The following is a 19,990-nucleotide window of genomic DNA, read 5'->3' as shown; positions in this document are numbered from 1 at the left end:
CGTTTTCCTGATGAAAACATGGCGAAAAACGGCGCTACTACCTGATTGGTTTGGTTTAGCCCCCCTGGCTTTCATTCCAATAATAACTATCCGGGTATTGTCTTTTTCCAAATATGGCGGTACCTACTCTCACGATCGTAGCGCCTTCTTCAATGGCGATTTCCAGGTCATTACTCATACCCATCGATAGATGCAGGGTATCCGTTGGTAACAATTGTTCCCGGATTACCTGATCCCTGAGATCGCGCAGCAGCCGGAAAGAAGGTCTTGCTTTTTCCGGTGCGGCATCCAGCAGGCCGATGGTCATCAGACCGGTTATACGCAGCTGCGGGAAATCTTTCAGTGCGCGGATAAAGTCTGGCGCCTGATCCGGCGGCACGCCGAATTTGCTGGACTCAAAAGAGGTATTTACCTGTACCATGATGTCCAGCGTACGGTCTGTTGCCTGCAGCTGCTTATCCAGCGCCAGTGCAATAGAGAGGCTATCGATGGATTGAATACAGGTAACATACTTTAATACTTCCTTTACCTTATTGGATTGCAGGTGACCAATAAAATGTTTTGCTATTGGCAGGTCCTGCAGTGCGGTTGCTTTTTGTTTCAGCTCCTGCACTTTATTTTCTCCCAGCAGCGGTACCCCGGCCATGACGGCTATCCGGATATTTTCCGGTGGTACGGTTTTGGTGGCCAGCAGCAGCTGTACGGTTTCCGGCGCTCTGCCGGCACGGATACAGGCTGCCCGAATGCGGGCCTGTATACCGGCCAGTTGTTGTTCAATGCCGGATGTGATAGCGGGTAGCGTTGTCATATCAATCATTTAGGTGGCTGGTGGGCTGTTCAGCAACCTTCCATTTCCACAATAAAGTATCCTTTTTCTCCGATGGCAGCCACCATGGGTGCAGTGGCTTCTTCCACATGACAAAAGCGGCATTCCCGGGCGGCCAGCTCCTGCCCTTCCTGATGCCGGGATTGCAGATAATCCCGGCCATACTGGTATACGACAGCCGGATCGGTGATGGCTTCCGGGACCAGTATATCAAAATGCATGCGGCCTCCTTCTTTGGTGGTCACATAGGTATCCCATACTGCTAATTTCATCTTCGGTATTTTTTATTTCCTTACTATGGCAAAGGTGAGACGATTCAGGAAACGGGCAGTAGACCAGATTTTACTTTCCTGGCAGAAACTGGCTGATTGAAACCCTACAGGTATGTCCGGAATAACCCTTTAGAATGTCGCTTCTGCACCTCCCTATATTACCGGGATAACACTACTTTTGTTACCTGCATGCATTGATTATTAACCTTCAAATTTCAAGTACATGTGTAGCATTATTTCTTAAACAGATATACCGCAGCTGGTTCCACTACCACCCTGAAAAACCTGCAGCAAAAACGATGTACCGGCCACCTGTGCCCCGGTGATAGTGATACCCCGCACCTTCACAGCTTTTCCGGAAGATGATCTGTTTTATACTGCCTGTTATTTTTGTTATACACCCACATCAGCGCGATCGTGTTTATTGCTGACCAGCTGTCTCCTTTTGTTGCTACAGCAGCCTGTATCAGGCTCCTGTTCTGGTAACCATTGTTTTTTTATTACTCATCTAAACCATTCACATCATGCGTATAAATCATGTATGTTTCAGCCGGTGCTCCCTGTTCCTGCTGGTGTTGCTGGGCAGCCTGACAGCCTGCCGGAAAGAAGCGCCGTTTACCGGCACACAGCCGGCAGCTACCGATGCCAGTGCCGCATTGTTCCTGGGTACAGCCGGTGATGCCGCAGTACCGGTATCCTGGTATCAACTGGAATTAAAACTCATCAAGGAAACACCCGGATTCAGTCCGCCGGTAGCTGCCCGGGCCATCGCCTACACCGGCATTTCCCTGCATGGGGCTACCCTGGGCTACCGGAGAGGAACCCCTTCCCTGGCGGGACAGTTAAACGGGTTGCAGTATGTACCGCTGCCCGAACGCGGGAAGTCCTATCACTGGGGCATTGCCGCCAACAGTACGCTGGCAGCCATTATCCGGCAATTATTTCCGAATGCCAGTGCCGATAACCTGCGCCTCATCACAGACCTGGAAACACTTTACCGTGATAGTCTTTCCGTGGGCCGGCCGGCTGCTGAAATCAGCCGGTCCGTCAGTTTCGGACAGCAGGTAGCGGATGCCGTGTACCAATGGTCTGCTACAGATGGTGGTAAAGACGGTTATCTGCATAATTTCCCTGCCGATTATATTCCGCCTGTAGGACCGGGATTGTGGGTACCCACACCACCGGCCTTTCAATCGGCGATGCTGCCTTATTGGGGGCAAAACCGGCTGATAGTAGCCGGCTGTAATACCGACAGCGGCAACATAGCGCCGCCGGCTTATGCGACCGATACCAATAGTGTATTCTACCAGGCAGCCTATGTGGTATATCAGCATTCCCAGACGCCTACACCGGAGAAAACCCTCATCGCGCAATACTGGGCTGATGGCGGCGGTACCTTTACCCCACCGGGACACCTGCTGGCCATTACCAGTCAGCTGATTACAGATCAGCATCTCGATCTTGGTACAGCGGCGAAATTATATGCACAGGTAGGTATTGCGTTGAATGACGCCGGCATTATCTGCTGGAAATACAAATACCGGTATAACCTGCTCCGGCCTATTACGTATATCCGTGCCCGTATTGCGCCGGGTTGGAATAGCCTGATCGGCACACCGCCATTTCCCTCCTATACTTCCGGCCATGCCAGCTTTTCCGCGGCAGCCGGGCATATCCTGACGGCTAATTTTGGCAGCCACTTTGCTATCACCGACCGGCAGAAAGTGCCGGATGGATTTGCGCCCCGTTCTTTTTCCAGCTTTACTGCGCTGGTGAACGAAGCGGCTATATCCAGGGTGTATGGTGGTATCCACTATGAATTTGACAGCGAAATAGGAAAGGTAACGGGAACTCGTACCGGGCGGGAAGTATTGAAGATTGATTTCTAAATGCGGGCCTGCAATAGACGCTGACCGCTGATGTCACCACGCTTCCGGTAAATACTTGCCGGAAGCGTGGTAATGGGTGTTTGACAATAACCTGTTATGCGGTGGCTGCCAATACCAGGGCATAGCTATCTTCCAGCATGCGGTATTGAATAATTAATCCATTCTCAATGGTAAAATGAAGGGTAAATTCAGAATCAAAAATTTTATTCGTCTTTTTAATCCGGCTCGCTAATCTGCCGGTAACAATGGCTTTGTTGTCCAGGAAGAACCGATCCCTTACGTCTAAAGAAACGGGTTCCACGGCGGTATACAATTGTTCATAGAATGATGCTATTTCCGCTTTCGTTGAGCGGCTACCCACCCAGGGCGCCACTGCTGTATTACCGGGAATATCCCAGTCTACGTTTGCTGCATACAGTTCCAGCAATCCGGGAACGTCTCTTTCTACGATCAGTTTTTGCAGGAATTTTTCAAGTACCTCTTGAATCGATGTATTTGTTTTCATCGTGTTGTTTTTATTCGGAACAATCGTTCCGGATGAGTATAAAAAAATATTATTGGTTATCTCTCTATGACTGTTGATACCACCGGTCTTCCGGAGAAGCGGTAATGGGATATCTCACCATAGAGGTTATACAGTGGCTGCCACTACCAGGGCATAGCTGTCTTCCAGCATGCGGTATTGGATAATTAATCCATTCTCAATGGTGACATGAAGGGTAAATTCGGAATCAAAAATCTTGTCCGTTTTTTTAATCCGGCACACTACCCTGCCGGTAATAATGGCTTTGTTATCCAGGAAAAACCGGTCCCTTACATCAAAAGAAATGGGCTCCAGGCCGGCGTACAACTGTTCATAGAAAGTCGCTATTTCCGCTTTGGTAGAACGACTGCCTACCCAGGGCGCCACTTCCGTATTACCGGGAATATCCCAGTCTACTTTTTCCGCATACAGTTCCAGCAATCCGGGAACGTTTCTTTCTACGAGCAATTTTTGTAAGAACTTTTCCAGCACCTGTTGAATCGATGTATTTGTTTCCATACGGTTTTTTATTCAGAACAATCGTTCCGGATTAATGTAAAAAAATATTATTTGTTATCCTTTACTATGTTTGTTTGTCAGCAGCGATTGGTTGACTGTTGCGTTATCATTACTTCGTGTTTTACTGGTTTATGCAGGTGAACAGCCTATTCCTACAGGAAATGAATGATCAACCCTATATACTTTTATCATCTACCTGCATACAAATCTTTTATGCAGATGAGTAACTAATACTATAGATACGCTTTTATCATCTACCTATACAAATCTGATTTTATGCAGATGAGCAACCGATATTACAGATACGCTTTTATCATCTATCTATACAAATCTGATTTTATGCAGATGAGCAACCGATATTATAGATACGCTTTTATCATCTATCTATACAAATCTGATTTTATGCAGATGAGCAACCGATATTATAGATACGCTTTTATCATCTTCCTATACAAATCTGATTTTATGCAGATGAGCAACCGATATTATAGATACGCTTTTATCATCTTCCTATACAAATCTGATTTTATGCAGATGAGCAACCGATGCTATAGATACGCTTTTATCATCTACCTATATACAAATCGATTTAAAACAGCTGATCAGGCATGCAGGGCCGTACCATCCCAATCCGGAACACCCGTTCCGGATTACGACAAAAAAAAGCACCCACCCGGTACACCTCACTATCATGGCTATACGTTTCCAAGAGGAAAGCAATACCACATTTCCTATGCGGAACAATCGTTCCGGATTCATGCAAAAAAATATTATCCCTTTATCACAGTCATTAAAAAATCAGCCGACTCCTGCAGCTGTTTACGGCTGCGGTATACCAGCGCCTGTTGCCAGAAACCACTTAAGGAAGACAATATAAACCGCGCCAGGACGTGCGGATCTTTTACCTGCACCACATCTCCAGCCACCTGCGCGGCTTTGATCAGCGCTACAAAAATGCCTTCCAGCTCCAGCCCATGCCGCCGGATAACATCCCGCACATCCGCATCTTCCCCTGCCAGTTCAAAAGTGGTTTTGATCATCATACAGGATTTGTCATCTGTCTGGATATGCTTTACAACATTACGAATGATATCTTCCAACGCCGCGATGGCCGTCATTGCTCCCTTACCGGCTTCCCGGTATTCATTTGTCTTCTGCCGGGCATAGTTGGTCAGACACGTGAGGAACAGCGTATGTTTATTACCATAGGTATCATAAATACTGCTCCGGTTCAGTTCCAGCACATCCACCAGGTCGTGCATGGAAGTGGCATGGTATCCCTTCTTCCAGAAGAGATCCCGCGCTACCGTTAATTTATGATCTATGTCAAACGCTTTATTACGTGGCATGACACAAAGATACAATTTAAACCGATTGTTCCAAATGAAAATGCCACGTACTGTTTACTACAAAAAAACACCTGCATCAGGCGTGCCGTAAATCTTTTTTCAGAATCTTACCACTGGCTGTAGTGGGTAAAGACGTTACGACTTCCACATAACGCGGATATTTGAAGACAGCGATTTCTTCTTTGGTCCAGGCAATAATTTCTTCGGCTGTTGCCACCGCATCCGGTTTCAATACCACAAACGCTTTGATTTCCTCCCCCATTTTTTCACAGGGCACACCTACTACTGCCACCAGTGAAACGGCCGCATGTTTCATCATCACCTCTTCTACCTCTCTCGGATATACGTTTTTACCACCCCGGATAATCAGGTCTTTCAGGCGATCAACAATGTAGTAGAAACCATCTTCATCCATCACAGCGATATCACCGGAATGCATCCAGCCATCTGTAACAGCAGCAGCGGTTTCCGCGGGTTTGCCATAATATCCTTTCATCACGTTGTGGCCCCGGTACCAAAGCTCTCCTTTTTCACCGGCAGGTAGGGCATTCCCCTGTTCGTCGACCACCTTTACACTGATGCCGGTAGCCGGAATACCAATGGAGCCATGCTTACGGCCAAATTCGAAGTAGTTGAAGGTAACGATGGGGGCGCCTTCACTCATCCCATATCCTTCCAGGATAGAGGCGTTGAAGCGGGCCTCAAAATCCTGCAGCACCTGTACCGGTAAAGAAGCGCCGCCGCAGGCACACCGGCGCAAACCACCGGCCAGTGCCGCTAACTGGTCTGCTTCTATGGGATAGTGTAACAAACCCCAGAACATGGTAGGTACACCTACAAAAACAGATATTTTATGCCGGAGCATGAGACTCACGGCTACTGCGGCATCGAAACGGGGCACCAGTACACTATGTATACCCCGGTAAATACCGGCATTCATTTGTACCGTCATGGCAAAGATGTGGAACAACGGCATCGCTACCAGCTGGGTATCTTTTGGCTGCAGCTCCAGTATATCCACTGCCAGCATCGTATTCAACAGCAGGTTGGCATGTGTCAGCTCCGCTCCTTTGGGCTGCCCCGTAGTGCCGGAGGTGTAGATGATCGCAGCGGTATCTTCTGCGGTTGTCTGCACACTATCAAACAAGGGTGGCTGTCCGGCTACGAGCGCCGCAATGGTATCAGCTCCTTCAATAGGCGACGGCATCGCTATCAAAGGCATGATCATAAAAAAATGCGCGCAGCCAGGGGTCTGGTTAAAAGCATCCCAGCCGTATTGGCCCATGGGTAGCTCCGGAGAGCCTACAAAACAACAAAAAGCTTTGGCATCACTGTCGCGCAGCTGATAGGCTATTTCATCGCGTTTCAGCAGGATATTCACCGGCACGACTACCGCCCCGGCTTTCAGGATACCAAAATAAATGATGGGAAAATAAGGATGGTTGGGGCAACTCAGCGCTACTTTATCACCAGGTTGTATACCCGTATGCCGTAGGCCGTTGGCAATACGATTGGCTTCCCCATTGATTTGTTCATACGTAAATACGGTGTCATTGAAGGTAAAGGCAGGCTTTTGCGGATATCTACCGGCACTGCTTTCCAGGATTGCGGATAAGTTGAGCATAACAAACAGTTGTTTTAATGGTGTTAACCTAGGGCACATCATCCGGCAGGCACGATCGGCGCTACCCGGACTATTTATTCATTACCGGATACTGTGGTTATTTTTCATCACTTGATAACATCAATGCAAAATCACCCTTTTACGTGATTTTATTCCCTTCCCATTTTCAGTAAATTAAGGAGTTAACTTATCGTAAACACCCAAATTCTATTTACATGAAAAAGAAACAGACAAAAAAACTCAATCTTGGCAAAATCAAAATCGCAGACCTCAATGCCAGCGAAAAAACTACTTTGAATGGTGGTTTACTTCCTCTTCCTCCAACCGGTCTCCCCACAAAGTTGACCAGATGTTTCATCTGCCCGGTTTCTGACATCTGCTAAGAGGTACCCACTACACCTTGTCCTTTACGCATTGTGTTACAGACATTCGCTCATTACGGCGTATTTATCTGTAACACAATGCGTCTTCATTTACAGGGTGTACGCCCTTTAGCTATATATTTTTGCGATAACGTCTTTGTATTTTTCCAATATCACTTTCCGTTTCAGACTCAGCTTCGGCGTCATTTCTCCGCCGGTGATGCTCCATTCTTCCGGTAACAGCTCAAACTTCTTGATCTGTTCTACATGGTTAAAATAGCTGTTGTAGCTTTCTACCACCTGGGCAAAGGTTTCCAGTACCTTGGGATTCGATACCGCTTCTTCATTGGTGGTAAAAGGAATATTCTGCCGGTTCATCCAGTAGCGGAGATAGGCGAAAGCCGGTACAATCAATGCCCCGGTGAATTTCTGTCCGGCTCCTACTACCATGATCTGTTCAATGAAAGGGCTTTCCTTGAATTTATTTTCGATCGGTTGCGGCGCCACATATTTCCCTCCACTGGTTTTAAACAGTTCTTTTTTACGATCGGTTATTTTCAGGTATTTGTTATCTACCCACACCCCGATATCGCCTGTATGCAACCAGCCATCGATCACGGTTTCTGCGGTCAGGTCGGGGCGTTTATAGTACCCTTTCATCACCGAAGGACCTTTTACACAAATCTCTCCGTCTTCTTCCAACCTTACTTCCAGGCCATTGATCGGCGGGCCTACCGTACCAAATTTTACGCCGCCTGGTTCGCGGCGGTTCACACAAATAACCGGGCTGTTTTCCGTAGGGCCATAGCCTTCATACACCGGTATACGGGCTGCATTGAAAATGCGTAATAGCTTTTCCTGGCAGGCCGCTCCGCCGGTAACAATGTAACTAATGTTATTCCCCAGGGCTTCCCGCCATTTACTGAATATCAGTTTATTGGCCAGCGACAGCTGAAAGTCGTACCAGAAGCCACCGCTTACGTTATTATCATATTTTGTTGCCAGCGCCACAGCCCAAAAGAAGAGCCGCCGTTTGATACCGGTCAGGTTATTACCGGTCGCCATAATTTTTTCAAATACCTTTTCCAGCAACCGTGGCACCGTTGTAAAGCCATCCGGCTGTACCTCTTTGAGGTTGGCACTGATGGTGTCTATACTTTCTGCATAATAAATACCAATGCCACTAAACAGGTAGATATAGCTCACACATTTTTCAAAGATGTGATTGAGCGGTAAAAAACTCAACACCTTGGAAGCAGGTGAATCGTTGAAAGGAAAACTTTCCTTGGATAAAAATACATTGGAAACAATATTCTGATGGGTCAGCATCACCCCTTTCGGTGTACCCGTTGTACCGGAAGTGTAAATAATGGTGGCAAGATGATGCGGATCAATGCTGTCTTTGATAGTGGCTACCTGCTCCAGCAAAGCGGGCGTGGCTTTTTCGCCGATAGACGACCAATGCGGCACACCTGGAATTTCATCAAAGGTATAGATCTCCCGTAACGTAGGTACGCCTTCCCGGATACTCAGTATTTTATCCAGCAAATCCTTACTGCTGACAAACATATATTTTACCGCTGCATCCTGCAGGATAAACTGCAGTTCTGCCGGATTGGTAGTAGGATATACCGGTACCAGTACGGCGCCGGTCTGTTGTACTGCCAGATCTGTAAAGATCCATTCCGGCCGGTTATTACTGATGATCGCAATTTTATCTGCTCCTTCTGCGGTAAAATCATTACCTCCCACTCCCAGCTCCAACAGTCCCGCACTAAAACGGTTAACGATATCTGCTACTTCGGCGGTGCTGTAGGTCTTCCACGACCCGTTTATTTTAGCCGCAAGCATATCTGTTTTGGGAAACTGCGCTAACTGACAGGCGACTGCATCAAAAAGCCTTTTCTTCTGATAACTACTCATACGGGGAATTTAGTGTTTGTTAGTAACGGCTGTTATAAATATACTAAAGTATTGATGAAATAAGCACTGTGCCGGAAAGCTTTTCCTGCCGGGTATAAGGGCCATTATGTAAATGATCCGGGTTAATCAGCTCCATTTACTTCGCGTGCCGGCATCCGGCAACTGTGGGCTATCATGTCATCCGGACACGAATAGCGGCCAGGTGGTGATCGTCGTGTTCCGCCACAAAATAAGCCAGGTCTATCACCCGCATGGGTGTTTTCAGGCGGGGATGCAGCGCCGTTTTTTCCAGCTGTACCTCCTCCAGTCCGCGTAGTTTGCTGACCATCGCAGCTCTTTGCTCCCGGAATTGTTGTAACAAAACAGTGATGGCCGTCGCATTATGATTGGCCTCGTGGGTTTTGCGGTTTGTCAGATCAGCCACTGTCAGCTCTGTGGCCCCGTTGATAAAGTCATCAAAACGGCCGGTCCATAAAGGTTCCATATCCGACAGATGACCAATTTCTTCCTGTATTGTCCACTTTTCATCCCGCTTTCGGGTGAGTATTGCCGGCGGTAACTGCCGGACTATTTCTTCCACTCTTGCTGCTGTTCCTGCCAAACGTTCCAGTATAGAAGGGAAAACACCATTATCTTCTATTAACGGAAACTTCCTGTTAAACCATGCTGTTTGTTTCATTGTGTCTGATTTTACCTTGCCATACTATAAATATACAAAATCAGGTTAACAAAGCATACCGCTTTTCAACACCTTTTTTCCACCGGCACGCTATCCTGCCAATGCCGCCACCCGAAACGCTTTCAGGCCATTCCTACCTCAAAATCACCGGATTATTTTCTGCCGGCATACCGGCAGCAGCCCGTCAGGAAACAGCGCTTCGCACAGACATTAGCTGCACGTATCTTATATAGCCACAGGAAAAAGGAAAAGAGGGGGCAATAAACCAGGGGGGAATATCAGCGATCGAAAAACATAAAGGGGTCACAGGAATCGCCTGTACCAGCAGGTTACAGGCATGGCAACATACAGCTGAGATATAGCTGCAGGACAGTTATACGACCGCACCAGGCGCAGCTGCAACAACCGACCATTCGTGGCAGGATTGCCGTTACTCCAGTACCACACACCGGACGCCCTGCTGTTCCAACAACAACACCACTGCTGACGGTAAGCAACAAGGACCTTCTATCCGTAAAATCCGGTCCCGGTCTTCCAGGTCAAAATTAATCCGGCTATCGGGAAAATGCTGTTGCAGGAGTATCACCAGTTCTTTTGCCCTGGCGACTTCCCCCACATTTGTTTTAAATACTTCTACCATCTTTTTATAATTATGACCACTCCGTTCTACAGGCATTCCTATCCGGAAATGACCACTACTGATAACAAGAACCAGGTACCACAAAACTATCAGAAATCAGGAGCCCTAGCAGGCCTCAAATACGACAATGTAGGGCGCTGATTACGACATTTTTCCCGACAGACATCCTGCACTCTATCGCCCATCTGCCCGGGAAAGCAATAGTACCAGCAGGATAATACTGCATACTACAAAACATACCACAAACAATATCAGCTGAGCCACTTTATTACTGCGGCCATCCCGCCGGGTGGGGGTCAGTGCTGCAGATACCCGGAAAGAAAAGGCTGCAATTCCCAACATTCCGGATAACACAATCAACACAGAAAGAAGGCTCATAAACGATTTTTTAATATCTTGTAAAATATGGAAAAAACAATGATTACTATCCGCATGCGGCGGTTTATTTATTCACCCGCTGATCCACACCCATTTCACGCTGCTACCACACAAAAACTGCTACCATGATGAACGACAGGATACAAACGAACAGATTAATTTTACAACCATTAGCACTTCAGGATGCACCTTTTATTTTTGAACTGCTCAATACGGCTGAATGGAAACAATTCATCGGCGACAGACATATTTATCACCTGCAGGATGCTACTGATTACATTGCCAAAATTCTCCGCAACCCGGATATGGAATACCAGGTGGCCCGGCTGCGGGAAACCGAAGCGCCCATTGGCGTAGTGACTTTTATCAAACGCACCTATCTTTCCCATCATGATATCGGCTTTGCTTTTCTACCGGCCTATGCAGGAAAAGGATTTGCCTACGAAGCAGCATCCACCTTCCTGGACGGACTAAAAAAGAAGGCGCCGGATAGCTATATACTGGCTACCACCATACCGGAAAACGCCCGCTCGATCCGCTTGCTGGAAAAACTGGGATTACAATTCCGGGAAGAAATACAGCTGGCAGACGAAAAACTGCTGCTGTACAGTAAAACATTATAAATACGTTCCGGATGACTGGTTGTCTGATCATAGCAGCACCGGAGAACCAGTCATCCGTTTTCATTTCGATTGATTCCGCTCCTCCCTTCATCCGGTCATAATCTGTGTAGTCATTACCGTGAGTAAACACACCGGCACCAACCCCACAACACTTTACCTTTTTTCAGCCGGCACTAGTCCGTTAACTTCTCCAGCTCCACATTTAGTAACGAACGGGCTTTACTTTTCGGGTGTTTTTTGTTAAATTGATAATAGCAGCCATCTCTCCTATCCATCCGGATACACCCGCCTCTCAAAGCCATTTTCTATTCACAATATTTGCTCACCCAAAACCCACTTGTAAGATGAAATCCTTTCTTTTCCTCCTGATGATGACAGCTGTATTACTGACAGCCTGCAAAAAAGATCAGCCAGCCACCACCCCTCAACCCGGCAGCGAAACCCCGCAATATGCGCTACAGCTAAACGTTTCCGCCTTCTCACAATCCACCGGCGCCATTGACTCCCATACGCCTGCCGCTACTGGCAAGGCAGCGCCGTTGTCGGACAAAATCCGCTACCTGCTATATCGCGTCTGGGATGCCAATACCACCGACGGCATTAAAAACATTTTCCAGCGCAGCAGCGTGGATACCGGATTTGGGCAGATACTGGACACCCTTCCTTCCGGCAGGTACATCATCACCATCCTGGCCTCCAAAGATTCCCTTTTCAATGGTACCACTACAGACGGTTTTGACGATGTACTGCCCAGCTCCGACATCTTCTACAAACGGCTGGAAGTAAGTGTCAAAGGCGCTGTCAATCAATCTGTGCTGCTGGACAGGTATGTCTCTAAAATCAGTGTACTCGTAAAAGACCGGATCCCCTACGATGTAAGTTACCTGACCCTCAAAGTGCAAGACTCCAATGACTTTACACGACCGGCTTATTTTCATTTGCTGACCGGAGAAATCAGTAATGGCGTAATGGGCAGTCACTACTACCGCGAGTGGACCATTCCTATACCCGACTCGCTGAAAGGCACTACCAACTTCCGTTTTGAAACGTATGTGCTGAATACCTCCAATTCGCTTATCGATCTTTACTTCACCGGTAAAGACGCTACGAAAAACCGTATTGTGTCGGGGAAAAGTGTCAATAGTGTACGACTGGAAAATAATAAAAATACGCTGCTTACGGGTACGCTCTTCGATAATTATCCGGGAGGCAATGGGGTTACAGTAGGTGTTAACGCTGACTGGGGACGGGATAGTATTCTTGTTACGTTCTGATAAAACAACTGACACCAACCAGGTAGATGCGCCGTGCATCTACCTGGTTGGTATGATTTACTTCACCGGAATTTCCCGGAGAATATGTAACAGATAACCATAGAATTTATCTACAGAGGTAATCAATACCCGTTCATCGGGAGAATGCGCCCCGCGGATGGTAGGACCGAAAGAAATCATATCCAGTTTACCTAAATGCCCACCCAGGATACCACATTCCAGTCCCGCATGACAAGCGCCTACGTGCGGTTCATGGGTGAAATGATCGTTGTACAGCCGCAACATCAGCTGCAGAATCGCTGCATCTGCCCGGGGCTGCCAGCCAGGATAATCACCGCTGCGGGCTACCTCACAACCAATGCTTTCAAAGGCAGCACCTACGGCAAAGGCCACATCTTCTTTGGAACTTTCTACGCTGCTGCGTTGCAATGACTGCGTAATAAACACGCCGTCTTTGATGGTCACCTTCGCCAGGTTGGAAGAAGCTTCCACCAGGTTGGCAATATCAGGACTCATCCGGAATACGCCGTTGGGCGCCGCATAGATGGCCCGCAACACCTGTTTTAAGTAGGCAGGGTCCATCACTTTTGCCGGCAAGGCCGCTGGTGCTATGGTCAGGGTGAGATTCGCCTCGATGGCTTTGTATTCGTCTTTTACAGTAGCCGTATAGGCTGCAAAGAACGCTTCAAATGCTGCCTTTTCCTTTTCCGGTACTACCACCAGCGCCTTCGACTCGCGCGGAATGGCATTCCGCAAACTACCGCCATCCAGTTGCGCCAGCTGCAGGTCTACCGATTGTGTTGCCTTGTACAACAGGCGGTTCATCAATTTATTGGCGTTAGCCCGGCCGCGGTGTATATCCATACCAGAGTGGCCACCGACCAAACCTTTGATACTGATGTCAAAGGCAACAGCACCCGCTGCTACGGGTACTTCCTGATAGTGACCGGTAGTATTGGTATCAATACCGCCCGCACAGCCAATAGTCAGCTCATCTTCTTCTTCCGTATCCAGGTTCAGCAACACGGTACCGGTAAAATTCGCCGGGTCCAGTTGTTTGGCGCCCGTCATTCCGGTTTCCTCATCAATGGTAAACATGGCTTCCAGGGCCGGATGTACCAGGTCGGTGGACGCCAGTACAGACATGATCGCTGCCACGCCGATACCGTTATCCGCGCCGAGGGTAGTACCCCGGGCTTTCACCCACTCCCCATCCACATACATGTCTATCCCCTGCGTATCAAAGTCAAATACCGTATCTCCGTTTTTCTGGTGTACCATATCCAGGTGTGACTGTAATATCACGGTCTGGCGGTTTTCCATTCCCGGCGTGGCCGGTTTTTTAATCACCACATTTCCGATAGCGTCCTGGCGCGTTTCCAGCCCCAGGCTTTTGCCAAAATCAAGCATAAACGCAATCACCCTTTCTTCCTTTTTAGAAGCCCGGGGTACTGCATTTAAGGCGGCAAAATGCTTCCATAAAATTTGCGGGGATAAATCTTTCAGTTCCATTCCCTTATTTTTTTAAAATATCAATTGCATTTTTTTCAGCTGATCCGGATCACGGGTCTGCTACCTGTTCTTCCCGGATCATTCCGGCAATGTAGCGGAATCCCGCCAGATGGCAAAAAACCAGGGCTGTTTTTTGATGAAAGGATAACTGTTCCGGTACATCTTTTCCGGAATGCCTCGTCACGGAGCGGCCTTCCGGCCGGGGTCTCCAGGGTTATGTGTCCAGGACTATCCGCCCGGCGCTGTTTACTGTGCAAAGTGATACCTTTGCAGGAACTCATTTTGTGCTACTTATTCATTGTTGCTATGCGCTCACAAAAAGGACTGATTGAATTACTGCTGAACCGGGAGAAAATCACACATCCCCGGGAATATCCTTTTAATATTCCCGCATTGAAAAAATTCACTGCCTTAAAATTCCATCCCAAAGTCACCTATCTCACCGGAGAAAACGGGATGGGAAAATCTACCCTGATAGAAGCAATTGCCATTGCCTGTGGCTTTAATCCTGAAGGCGGGTCTATCAACTTTAATTTTGCCACCCGGGAATCGCATTCCGTGCTCCATCAGTATATCCGGATCGCCAAAGGCGCGATACGGCCCAAAGACGGGTTTTTCCTGCGGAGTGAAAGTTTTTTCAATGTAGCCACCAATCTCGATCAGCTGGGCGGACCGCTAATCAACCGGTATGGCGGGGTTTCACTCCATGAACAGTCACATGGCGAAGCGTTCTGGTCGTTGTTTATGCACCGGTTTTCCGGCAATGGTTTATATATCCTGGACGAGCCGGAAGCCGCCCTTTCTCCTACCCGGCAAATGGCCATGCTCACCCGGATGCACGAACTGATCCAACAGGATTCCCAGTTTATTATTGCCACCCACTCTCCTATTGTGATGGCTTATCCGGATGCAGTAATTTATGAACTAACGGAGAATGGCATACGAAAATCTGATTATACCGATACAGACAACTATAAAATCTTCCATCAGTTTCTGCATAATCATACCCATATGCTGAAAATATTACTGGAATAACACCTCTCTACATGATAACAATATGATAAGATATAATTAACGCCCACAACCCGCCACCCTGCAGCCAACGGCTGTACATTTACGCACGTATTTAAACCCGGATAACATATCCTATCAGCAAACCATGCAAATCTCTTCCATGAAACAACACCTTTACACCGGTATGTTTTTAGTGGCAGCCACCCTGAGTGCCTGCAGCAAAACCGATAACCTGGCCACTGCCCCGCAGGCGGTAACCGCTTCCACGCTGACCATTCCACCGGCGGCACCCAGCACCATTACCTACACAGATGAAAGCAACTTTGCCGCCAGCCTTGCCGGCTATGGCTTCCTCACACCAGACCAGCTAAACCTGAACAGAGACGGCAGTGCCGCCGGCTACAATACGGTTTACGGCTTCAACATCCCGGTAGCCAACCAGGTGACCGGTTTCAAATGGAATAACGGCGACGAACAAACGAACGAATGGCGGCCGCAGGGTATTACAGGATTTACCTGGAACAACCGTAAGTTTCTGCTGACCACCTGGTATGGTGTAGATAACAGCACGATTGCCGGTGTACGCAATGAACACAAAGGTGTACGCATTTCACTGGTAGACATTACAAATATGAACAGCATCACCTACCGCCACGTATTACTGGTACAGGATGCCGCCAATATGTCCAACTCCCTGTTGTACCGCGCCTCCAACAGTTATACGCAGCTGGGCGCTTTCTGTCCGGTAACCATCCATGCGGGTGGCGTAGCTTATCATGCCGGAAAAATATTTGTAGCCGATACCCGGCTGGGCATGCGTGTGTTTGACCTGAGCCAGCTGATTGCGGTTAAAAGCGATGCTTCCGACAACCGCATTGGTAAAGAAAGTAACGGCGACCTGAAAGCGTTTGGCTATGGTTACATCCTGCCACAAACCGGCTATTACCGGATTACCAATGCCAATCCATTTTCTTGTATTGAATTGGGAGAAGGCGCTACCAGCAATGAAAAAGTATTATGGACCGGACAATACATTTCTTCCGATGAAACCCAGGTACCACGTGTATTTGGCTTTCCGGTGAATGCAGCCGGCCAGGTGAATACATCTGTACAACCTACGGTGATTACCCCGATTGATAATGATACCACTTTTGTGCATGGCGTACAGGGCGTATTCCGCGCCGGCAGCAAAACCTTTATGAGTACCACCGGCAACAGCCGCTATGAGGGCTCTACTGCGCGACTTGTCAGATACAGCGACGGTACGCCCGCGGGCACCCGTTACCGCTGGCCACATGGTGCGGAAGATCTGTACCGTGACCCGGCAACCGGTTACCTGTGGTGCCTGACAGAATATGAAACCGCCGCCTACAATAAAGATAACCGGTGTGTATTTGCCGTGCGGATAGCCGACTATCAATAAACATCTCTTTATAAAAAACGTCTCGCTGGCAGCATGCCGGCGAGGCGTTTTTGTTTCCGGTAGGGAGCTTTTCGTATTTTGCAACCAAAATAATCCAATGAAGAGCTTTATCAATAAAACAGACCAGATCGTCAATGAAGCCATAGACGGGCTGTTAACCAATCCGCTGTTAGCGAAGCTGGATCGTTTTCCCGAAGTAAGAGTGGTGGTGCGTAAAGACCGAGACCCATCGAAAGTTGCGATTATATCCGGTGGCGGTTCCGGACATGAACCGGCCCATGCCGGCTTTGTAGGAGCTGGTATGCTGACGGCAGCGGTATGCGGCGACATCTTTGCCTCGCCCAGTGTGGATGCGGTATTGTCGGCCATATTAGCCACCACTGGTCCCGCGGGCTGCTTACTCATTATAAAAAACTATACCGGCGACCGGCTCAACTTTGGCCTCGCCGCCGAACAGGCACGCACCCTGGGCCTCCAGGTAAGAACCGTGACCGTAGATGATGATATTGCACTGGGTACTGCCGTGAAAAGACGCGGCCTGGCAGGCACCCTGTTTGTACATAAAATTGCCGGGCAGCTGGCCGAAGCAGGATATGCGCTGGACGACATCGCCACCATCGCCCAACAGGTGATTGACCAGACCATCTCCATCGGGCTTTCGCTCACAGAATGCCAGCACCTGGGCCATCCGCCCACTACCCGGCTAAAAGAAGATCAGGTAGAACTGGGCCTGGGTATTCATGGGGAGCCTGGCATTGAAGTCATTCCTTATGCTGCGGCCGATCAACTGATGGATATTGCGGTGAACAAACTGGCGGCTTATCTACCGGATACCAATGGCAGATACGCCATGATCTTTAACAATATGGGAAGCGTGAGCCCCATAGAAATGAGTCTGCTCGTCAACTCCTTCCGCAAAACCGCGCTGGCAGCGAAAGTAGACTATATTGTAGGCCCTGCCGCCCTGATGTCGTCGATCAACATGAGTGGCTTCTCTATTTCCTTGTTGCTGCTCACACCCGCTATAGAACAGGCTTTGCTGGCGCCGGCTGCTCCTGCAGCGTGGCAGTTGCATCCTTTTAAAGCACCTGCTACAGTAGCCAGTCCGGAACTTCCTTCTACCTTACTGCATGCACCTTCGGCCAACAGCCGCACAGCAGCGCTGATCGCCACTACTGCCGGATTGCTGGTAGAGATAGAAGCCGCCATTAACAGCCTGGATGCGAAAGTGGGCGACGGAGATGCCGGATCTACCTTTGCGCTGGCAGGTAAACGGCTGCTGGCCGTACAGGACCAGCTGCCCCTGAATGAAACCGGCGATCTGTTACTGACCATCGGTCGTATCCTGGCGCGGGAAGCAGGTGGTTCCAGCGGTGTGTTGCTGTCTATTTTATTCACCGCTGCCGGTAACGCCTATACGCAGCAGCCGGATCTGGGTGCTGCCTTACTGGCCGGCTTACAAAAAGTAAAAGATTATGGTGGTGCGAAGAAAGGTAACCGCACCATGATAGATGCACTGGAACCGGCTTTTGAAGCACTGGCGTCGGGCGCTACCCTCAGCGTAGCCGCACAGGCCGCGCGGGCGGGTGCAGACAGCACAAAAGATATTGTGCAAACAACTTCCGGTCGTTCCTCCTATCTTTCCGAAGAAGTGTTAAGAAATATTCCTGATCCGGGTGCAGAAGTGATAGCCCGGGTATTTGAAAAAATAGCTACGCTGTAACTATAACGGGATAAGGTGGCAATAGTACAAATCCTATTGCCACCTTATGAATGGATAACGGCTGTTGAAGCCGTTGTTGCTGCTATTCTATTGATCATTGTACCTGTCTCTTTTTTATTTTCCGGTTGTTCACTGTACGATCCGTTTATACAAACTGGGCGATCTCTGTACTGTCTTTCATCGCCGTAGTAGAACTATTGCCTTGTTGTATGGTATTCTGTACCGCATCAAAATAACCGGTGCCGACAAAGCTTTGGTGTTTCACGGCTCTGAAGCCATGCTCCTGCAAGGCAAATTCTCTTTCCTGCAAAGCGGAGAAACCGGCCATACCATTGGCTTTATACGCCATGGCCAGTTCAAACATCGCCGTATTCAAGGCGTGGAAGCCTGCCAGGGTAATAAACTGGAAGCGATAACCCAGTGCCGCCAGTTCTTCCCGGAAGCCGGCCATCTCCTGTTCTGTGAGGTGTTTTTTCCAGTTGAAAGAGGGCGAGCAGTTGTACGCCAGCAGCTTGCCGGGATATTGTTCATGAATCGCCTGTGCAAAAGCGCGGGCCACGCTGAGATCGGGCCGGGAAGTTTCCATCCACAGCAGATCTGCATAGGGTGCGTAAGACAGTCCCCTGCTGATGCATTGTTCCAATCCATTGCGTACGTGGTAGAAACCTTCGGGAGTACGTTGCCCCGTCACAAAAGCCCGGTCGCGTTCATCTATATCAGAAGTGAGCAGGTTGGCTGCTTCCGCATCGGTACGGGCTATCAGCAACGTAGGCACGTTCATCACATCTGCCGCCAGCCGGGCTGCCACCAGTTTATCGATAGCCTCTCTCGTAGGTACCAGTACCTTGCCGCCGAGGTGGCCGCATTTTTTTGCAGACGACAGCTGGTCTTCAAAATGTACGCCGGCAGCTCCTGCCTCAATCATCGCTTTCATCAGTTCAAAGGCATTCAGGTTGCCGCCAAATCCGGCTTCTGCATCCGCTACAATGGGCGCCATCCAGTCTTTGCTGTTATCGCCGGCAACGGCGTCTATCTGTTCACAACGCAATAAGGCATTATTGATTCGTTTCACTACCTCCGGCACGGCATTGGCCGGATAGAGGGATTGATCCGGGTACATTTGTCCGGCCAGATTCGCGTCTGCTGCCACCTGCCAGCCACTCAGGTAAATCGCCTGGAGGCCCGCTGCTACTTCCTGTATGGCCTGATTACCGGTTAATGCACCCAGTGCGGTGGTGCTGGACTGTGTTTGCAGGTAATGCCACAGTTTCTGCGCTCCTTGCCGGGCAATGCTGTATTCTATCTCCACTTTTCCTCTCAGCTTCCAGACTTCTGCGGCCGTATAAGGGCGACGTATACCTTTCCAGCGGGGATTTTCCGCCCATTCTTTTTGCAGTTCCACTGCTTTTTGCGGAGTCGTCATTGCATATGATTTTA

The 19,990-nt window shown here is 48.8% G+C and carries 19 protein-coding genes; 7 read left to right on the top strand and 12 right to left on the bottom strand.

What is annotated here, in order from left to right; translation table 11 throughout:
* Positions 1–55: 55 nt before the first annotated feature.
* A complete protein-coding gene (locus OL444_RS17430) occupies positions 56–808 on the bottom strand; it encodes a YggS family pyridoxal phosphate-dependent enzyme (RefSeq protein ID WP_264731101.1) in 753 nt (250 codons plus the stop codon).
* 29 nt (positions 809–837) lie between these two features.
* The gene (locus tag OL444_RS17425; protein ID WP_264731103.1) at positions 838–1,098 is read right to left on the bottom strand and encodes a DUF2024 family protein; all 261 of its coding nucleotides are present in this window, start codon (positions 1,096–1,098) and stop codon (positions 838–840) included.
* Between the two features lie 524 nt (positions 1,099–1,622).
* On the opposite strand from OL444_RS17425, the gene OL444_RS17420 reads away from it, so the two are divergent.
* Positions 1,623–2,987: a vanadium-dependent haloperoxidase gene (locus OL444_RS17420; RefSeq protein ID WP_264731105.1), complete on the top strand. Its 1,365-nt coding sequence runs from the start codon at positions 1,623–1,625 to the stop codon at positions 2,985–2,987.
* A gap of 94 nt (positions 2,988–3,081) precedes the next feature.
* Here OL444_RS17420 and OL444_RS17415 read toward each other — a convergent pair whose 3' ends face one another.
* The 4 genes from OL444_RS17415 to OL444_RS17400 form a co-directional block, all read right to left on the bottom strand.
* Positions 3,082–3,492, bottom strand: a complete 411-nt coding sequence (locus OL444_RS17415) for a nuclear transport factor 2 family protein (protein ID WP_264731108.1) — start codon at positions 3,490–3,492, stop codon at positions 3,082–3,084.
* Positions 3,493–3,618: 126 nt separating this feature from the next.
* Positions 3,619–4,029 carry a nuclear transport factor 2 family protein gene (locus tag OL444_RS17410; RefSeq protein WP_264731110.1) on the bottom strand — a complete coding sequence of 137 codons (411 nt, stop codon included), beginning with the start codon at positions 4,027–4,029 and terminating at the stop codon, positions 3,619–3,621.
* 770 nt (positions 4,030–4,799) lie between these two features.
* The gene (locus tag OL444_RS17405; protein ID WP_264731112.1) at positions 4,800–5,378 is read right to left on the bottom strand and encodes a TetR/AcrR family transcriptional regulator; all 579 of its coding nucleotides are present in this window, start codon (positions 5,376–5,378) and stop codon (positions 4,800–4,802) included.
* A gap of 76 nt (positions 5,379–5,454) precedes the next feature.
* Positions 5,455–7,002 carry a long-chain-fatty-acid--CoA ligase gene (locus OL444_RS17400; protein ID WP_264731114.1) on the bottom strand — a complete coding sequence of 516 codons (1,548 nt, stop codon included), beginning with the start codon at positions 7,000–7,002 and terminating at the stop codon, positions 5,455–5,457.
* A gap of 215 nt (positions 7,003–7,217) precedes the next feature.
* Between OL444_RS17400 and OL444_RS17395 the strand changes: the two genes are divergently transcribed.
* Positions 7,218–7,385, top strand: coding sequence for a hypothetical protein (locus tag OL444_RS17395; protein WP_264731116.1), 168 nt, complete (start codon positions 7,218–7,220; stop codon positions 7,383–7,385).
* A 108-nt stretch (positions 7,386–7,493) separates the two neighbouring features.
* Here OL444_RS17395 and OL444_RS17390 read toward each other — a convergent pair whose 3' ends face one another.
* The 4 genes from OL444_RS17390 to OL444_RS17375 all read right to left on the bottom strand — a co-directional run bounded on the left by OL444_RS17390 (position 7,494) and on the right by OL444_RS17375 (position 10,984).
* Positions 7,494–9,287: an AMP-dependent synthetase/ligase gene (locus OL444_RS17390; protein ID WP_264731118.1), complete on the bottom strand. Its 1,794-nt coding sequence runs from the start codon at positions 9,285–9,287 to the stop codon at positions 7,494–7,496.
* Positions 9,288–9,459: 172 nt separating this feature from the next.
* Positions 9,460–9,966: a DinB family protein gene (locus OL444_RS17385; RefSeq protein ID WP_264731120.1), complete on the bottom strand. Its 507-nt coding sequence runs from the start codon at positions 9,964–9,966 to the stop codon at positions 9,460–9,462.
* Between the two features lie 430 nt (positions 9,967–10,396).
* Positions 10,397–10,606 carry a hypothetical protein gene (locus OL444_RS17380; RefSeq protein WP_264731121.1) on the bottom strand — a complete coding sequence of 70 codons (210 nt, stop codon included), beginning with the start codon at positions 10,604–10,606 and terminating at the stop codon, positions 10,397–10,399.
* A 174-nt stretch (positions 10,607–10,780) separates the two neighbouring features.
* Positions 10,781–10,984, bottom strand: a complete 204-nt coding sequence (locus OL444_RS17375; RefSeq protein ID WP_264731123.1) for a hypothetical protein — start codon at positions 10,982–10,984, stop codon at positions 10,781–10,783.
* Between the two features lie 125 nt (positions 10,985–11,109).
* On the opposite strand from OL444_RS17375, the gene OL444_RS17370 reads away from it, so the two are divergent.
* On the top strand, positions 11,110–11,607 hold the full coding sequence (locus tag OL444_RS17370; RefSeq protein ID WP_264731125.1) for a GNAT family N-acetyltransferase: 498 nt from the start codon (positions 11,110–11,112) through the stop codon (positions 11,605–11,607).
* A 344-nt stretch (positions 11,608–11,951) separates the two neighbouring features.
* A complete protein-coding gene (locus tag OL444_RS17365; protein ID WP_264731127.1) occupies positions 11,952–12,881 on the top strand; it encodes a DUF6562 domain-containing protein in 930 nt (309 codons plus the stop codon).
* A 57-nt stretch (positions 12,882–12,938) separates the two neighbouring features.
* On the opposite strand, the gene OL444_RS17360 is transcribed toward OL444_RS17365, so the two are convergent.
* Positions 12,939–14,393, bottom strand: coding sequence for an aminoacyl-histidine dipeptidase (locus OL444_RS17360; protein ID WP_264731129.1), 1,455 nt, complete (start codon positions 14,391–14,393; stop codon positions 12,939–12,941).
* Between the two features lie 306 nt (positions 14,394–14,699).
* Here OL444_RS17360 and OL444_RS17355 point away from each other — a divergent pair, with 306 nt between their 5' ends.
* The 3 genes from OL444_RS17355 (at position 14,700) to OL444_RS17345 (ending at position 18,553) form a co-directional block, all read left to right on the top strand.
* The gene (locus tag OL444_RS17355) at positions 14,700–15,428 is read left to right on the top strand and encodes an AAA family ATPase (RefSeq protein WP_264731131.1); all 729 of its coding nucleotides are present in this window, start codon (positions 14,700–14,702) and stop codon (positions 15,426–15,428) included.
* A 139-nt stretch (positions 15,429–15,567) separates the two neighbouring features.
* The gene (locus OL444_RS17350; protein WP_264731133.1) at positions 15,568–16,830 is read left to right on the top strand and encodes a hypothetical protein; all 1,263 of its coding nucleotides are present in this window, start codon (positions 15,568–15,570) and stop codon (positions 16,828–16,830) included.
* 97 nt (positions 16,831–16,927) lie between these two features.
* The gene (locus OL444_RS17345; protein WP_264731135.1) at positions 16,928–18,553 is read left to right on the top strand and encodes a dihydroxyacetone kinase subunit DhaK; all 1,626 of its coding nucleotides are present in this window, start codon (positions 16,928–16,930) and stop codon (positions 18,551–18,553) included.
* A gap of 145 nt (positions 18,554–18,698) precedes the next feature.
* Here the strand turns inward: OL444_RS17345 and aceA are convergent, their stop codons facing one another.
* Positions 18,699–19,976, bottom strand: a complete 1,278-nt coding sequence (aceA, locus tag OL444_RS17340) for an isocitrate lyase (protein ID WP_264731137.1) — start codon at positions 19,974–19,976, stop codon at positions 18,699–18,701.
* Positions 19,977–19,990 lie beyond the last annotated feature (14 nt).

It is taken from the genome of Chitinophaga nivalis, from assembly GCF_025989125.1.
Lineage (GTDB): Bacteria > Bacteroidota > Bacteroidia > Chitinophagales > Chitinophagaceae > Chitinophaga > Chitinophaga nivalis.
Note: the sequence above shows the minus strand (reverse complement) of the source record. Positions and strands in the feature narration are given on the sequence as shown.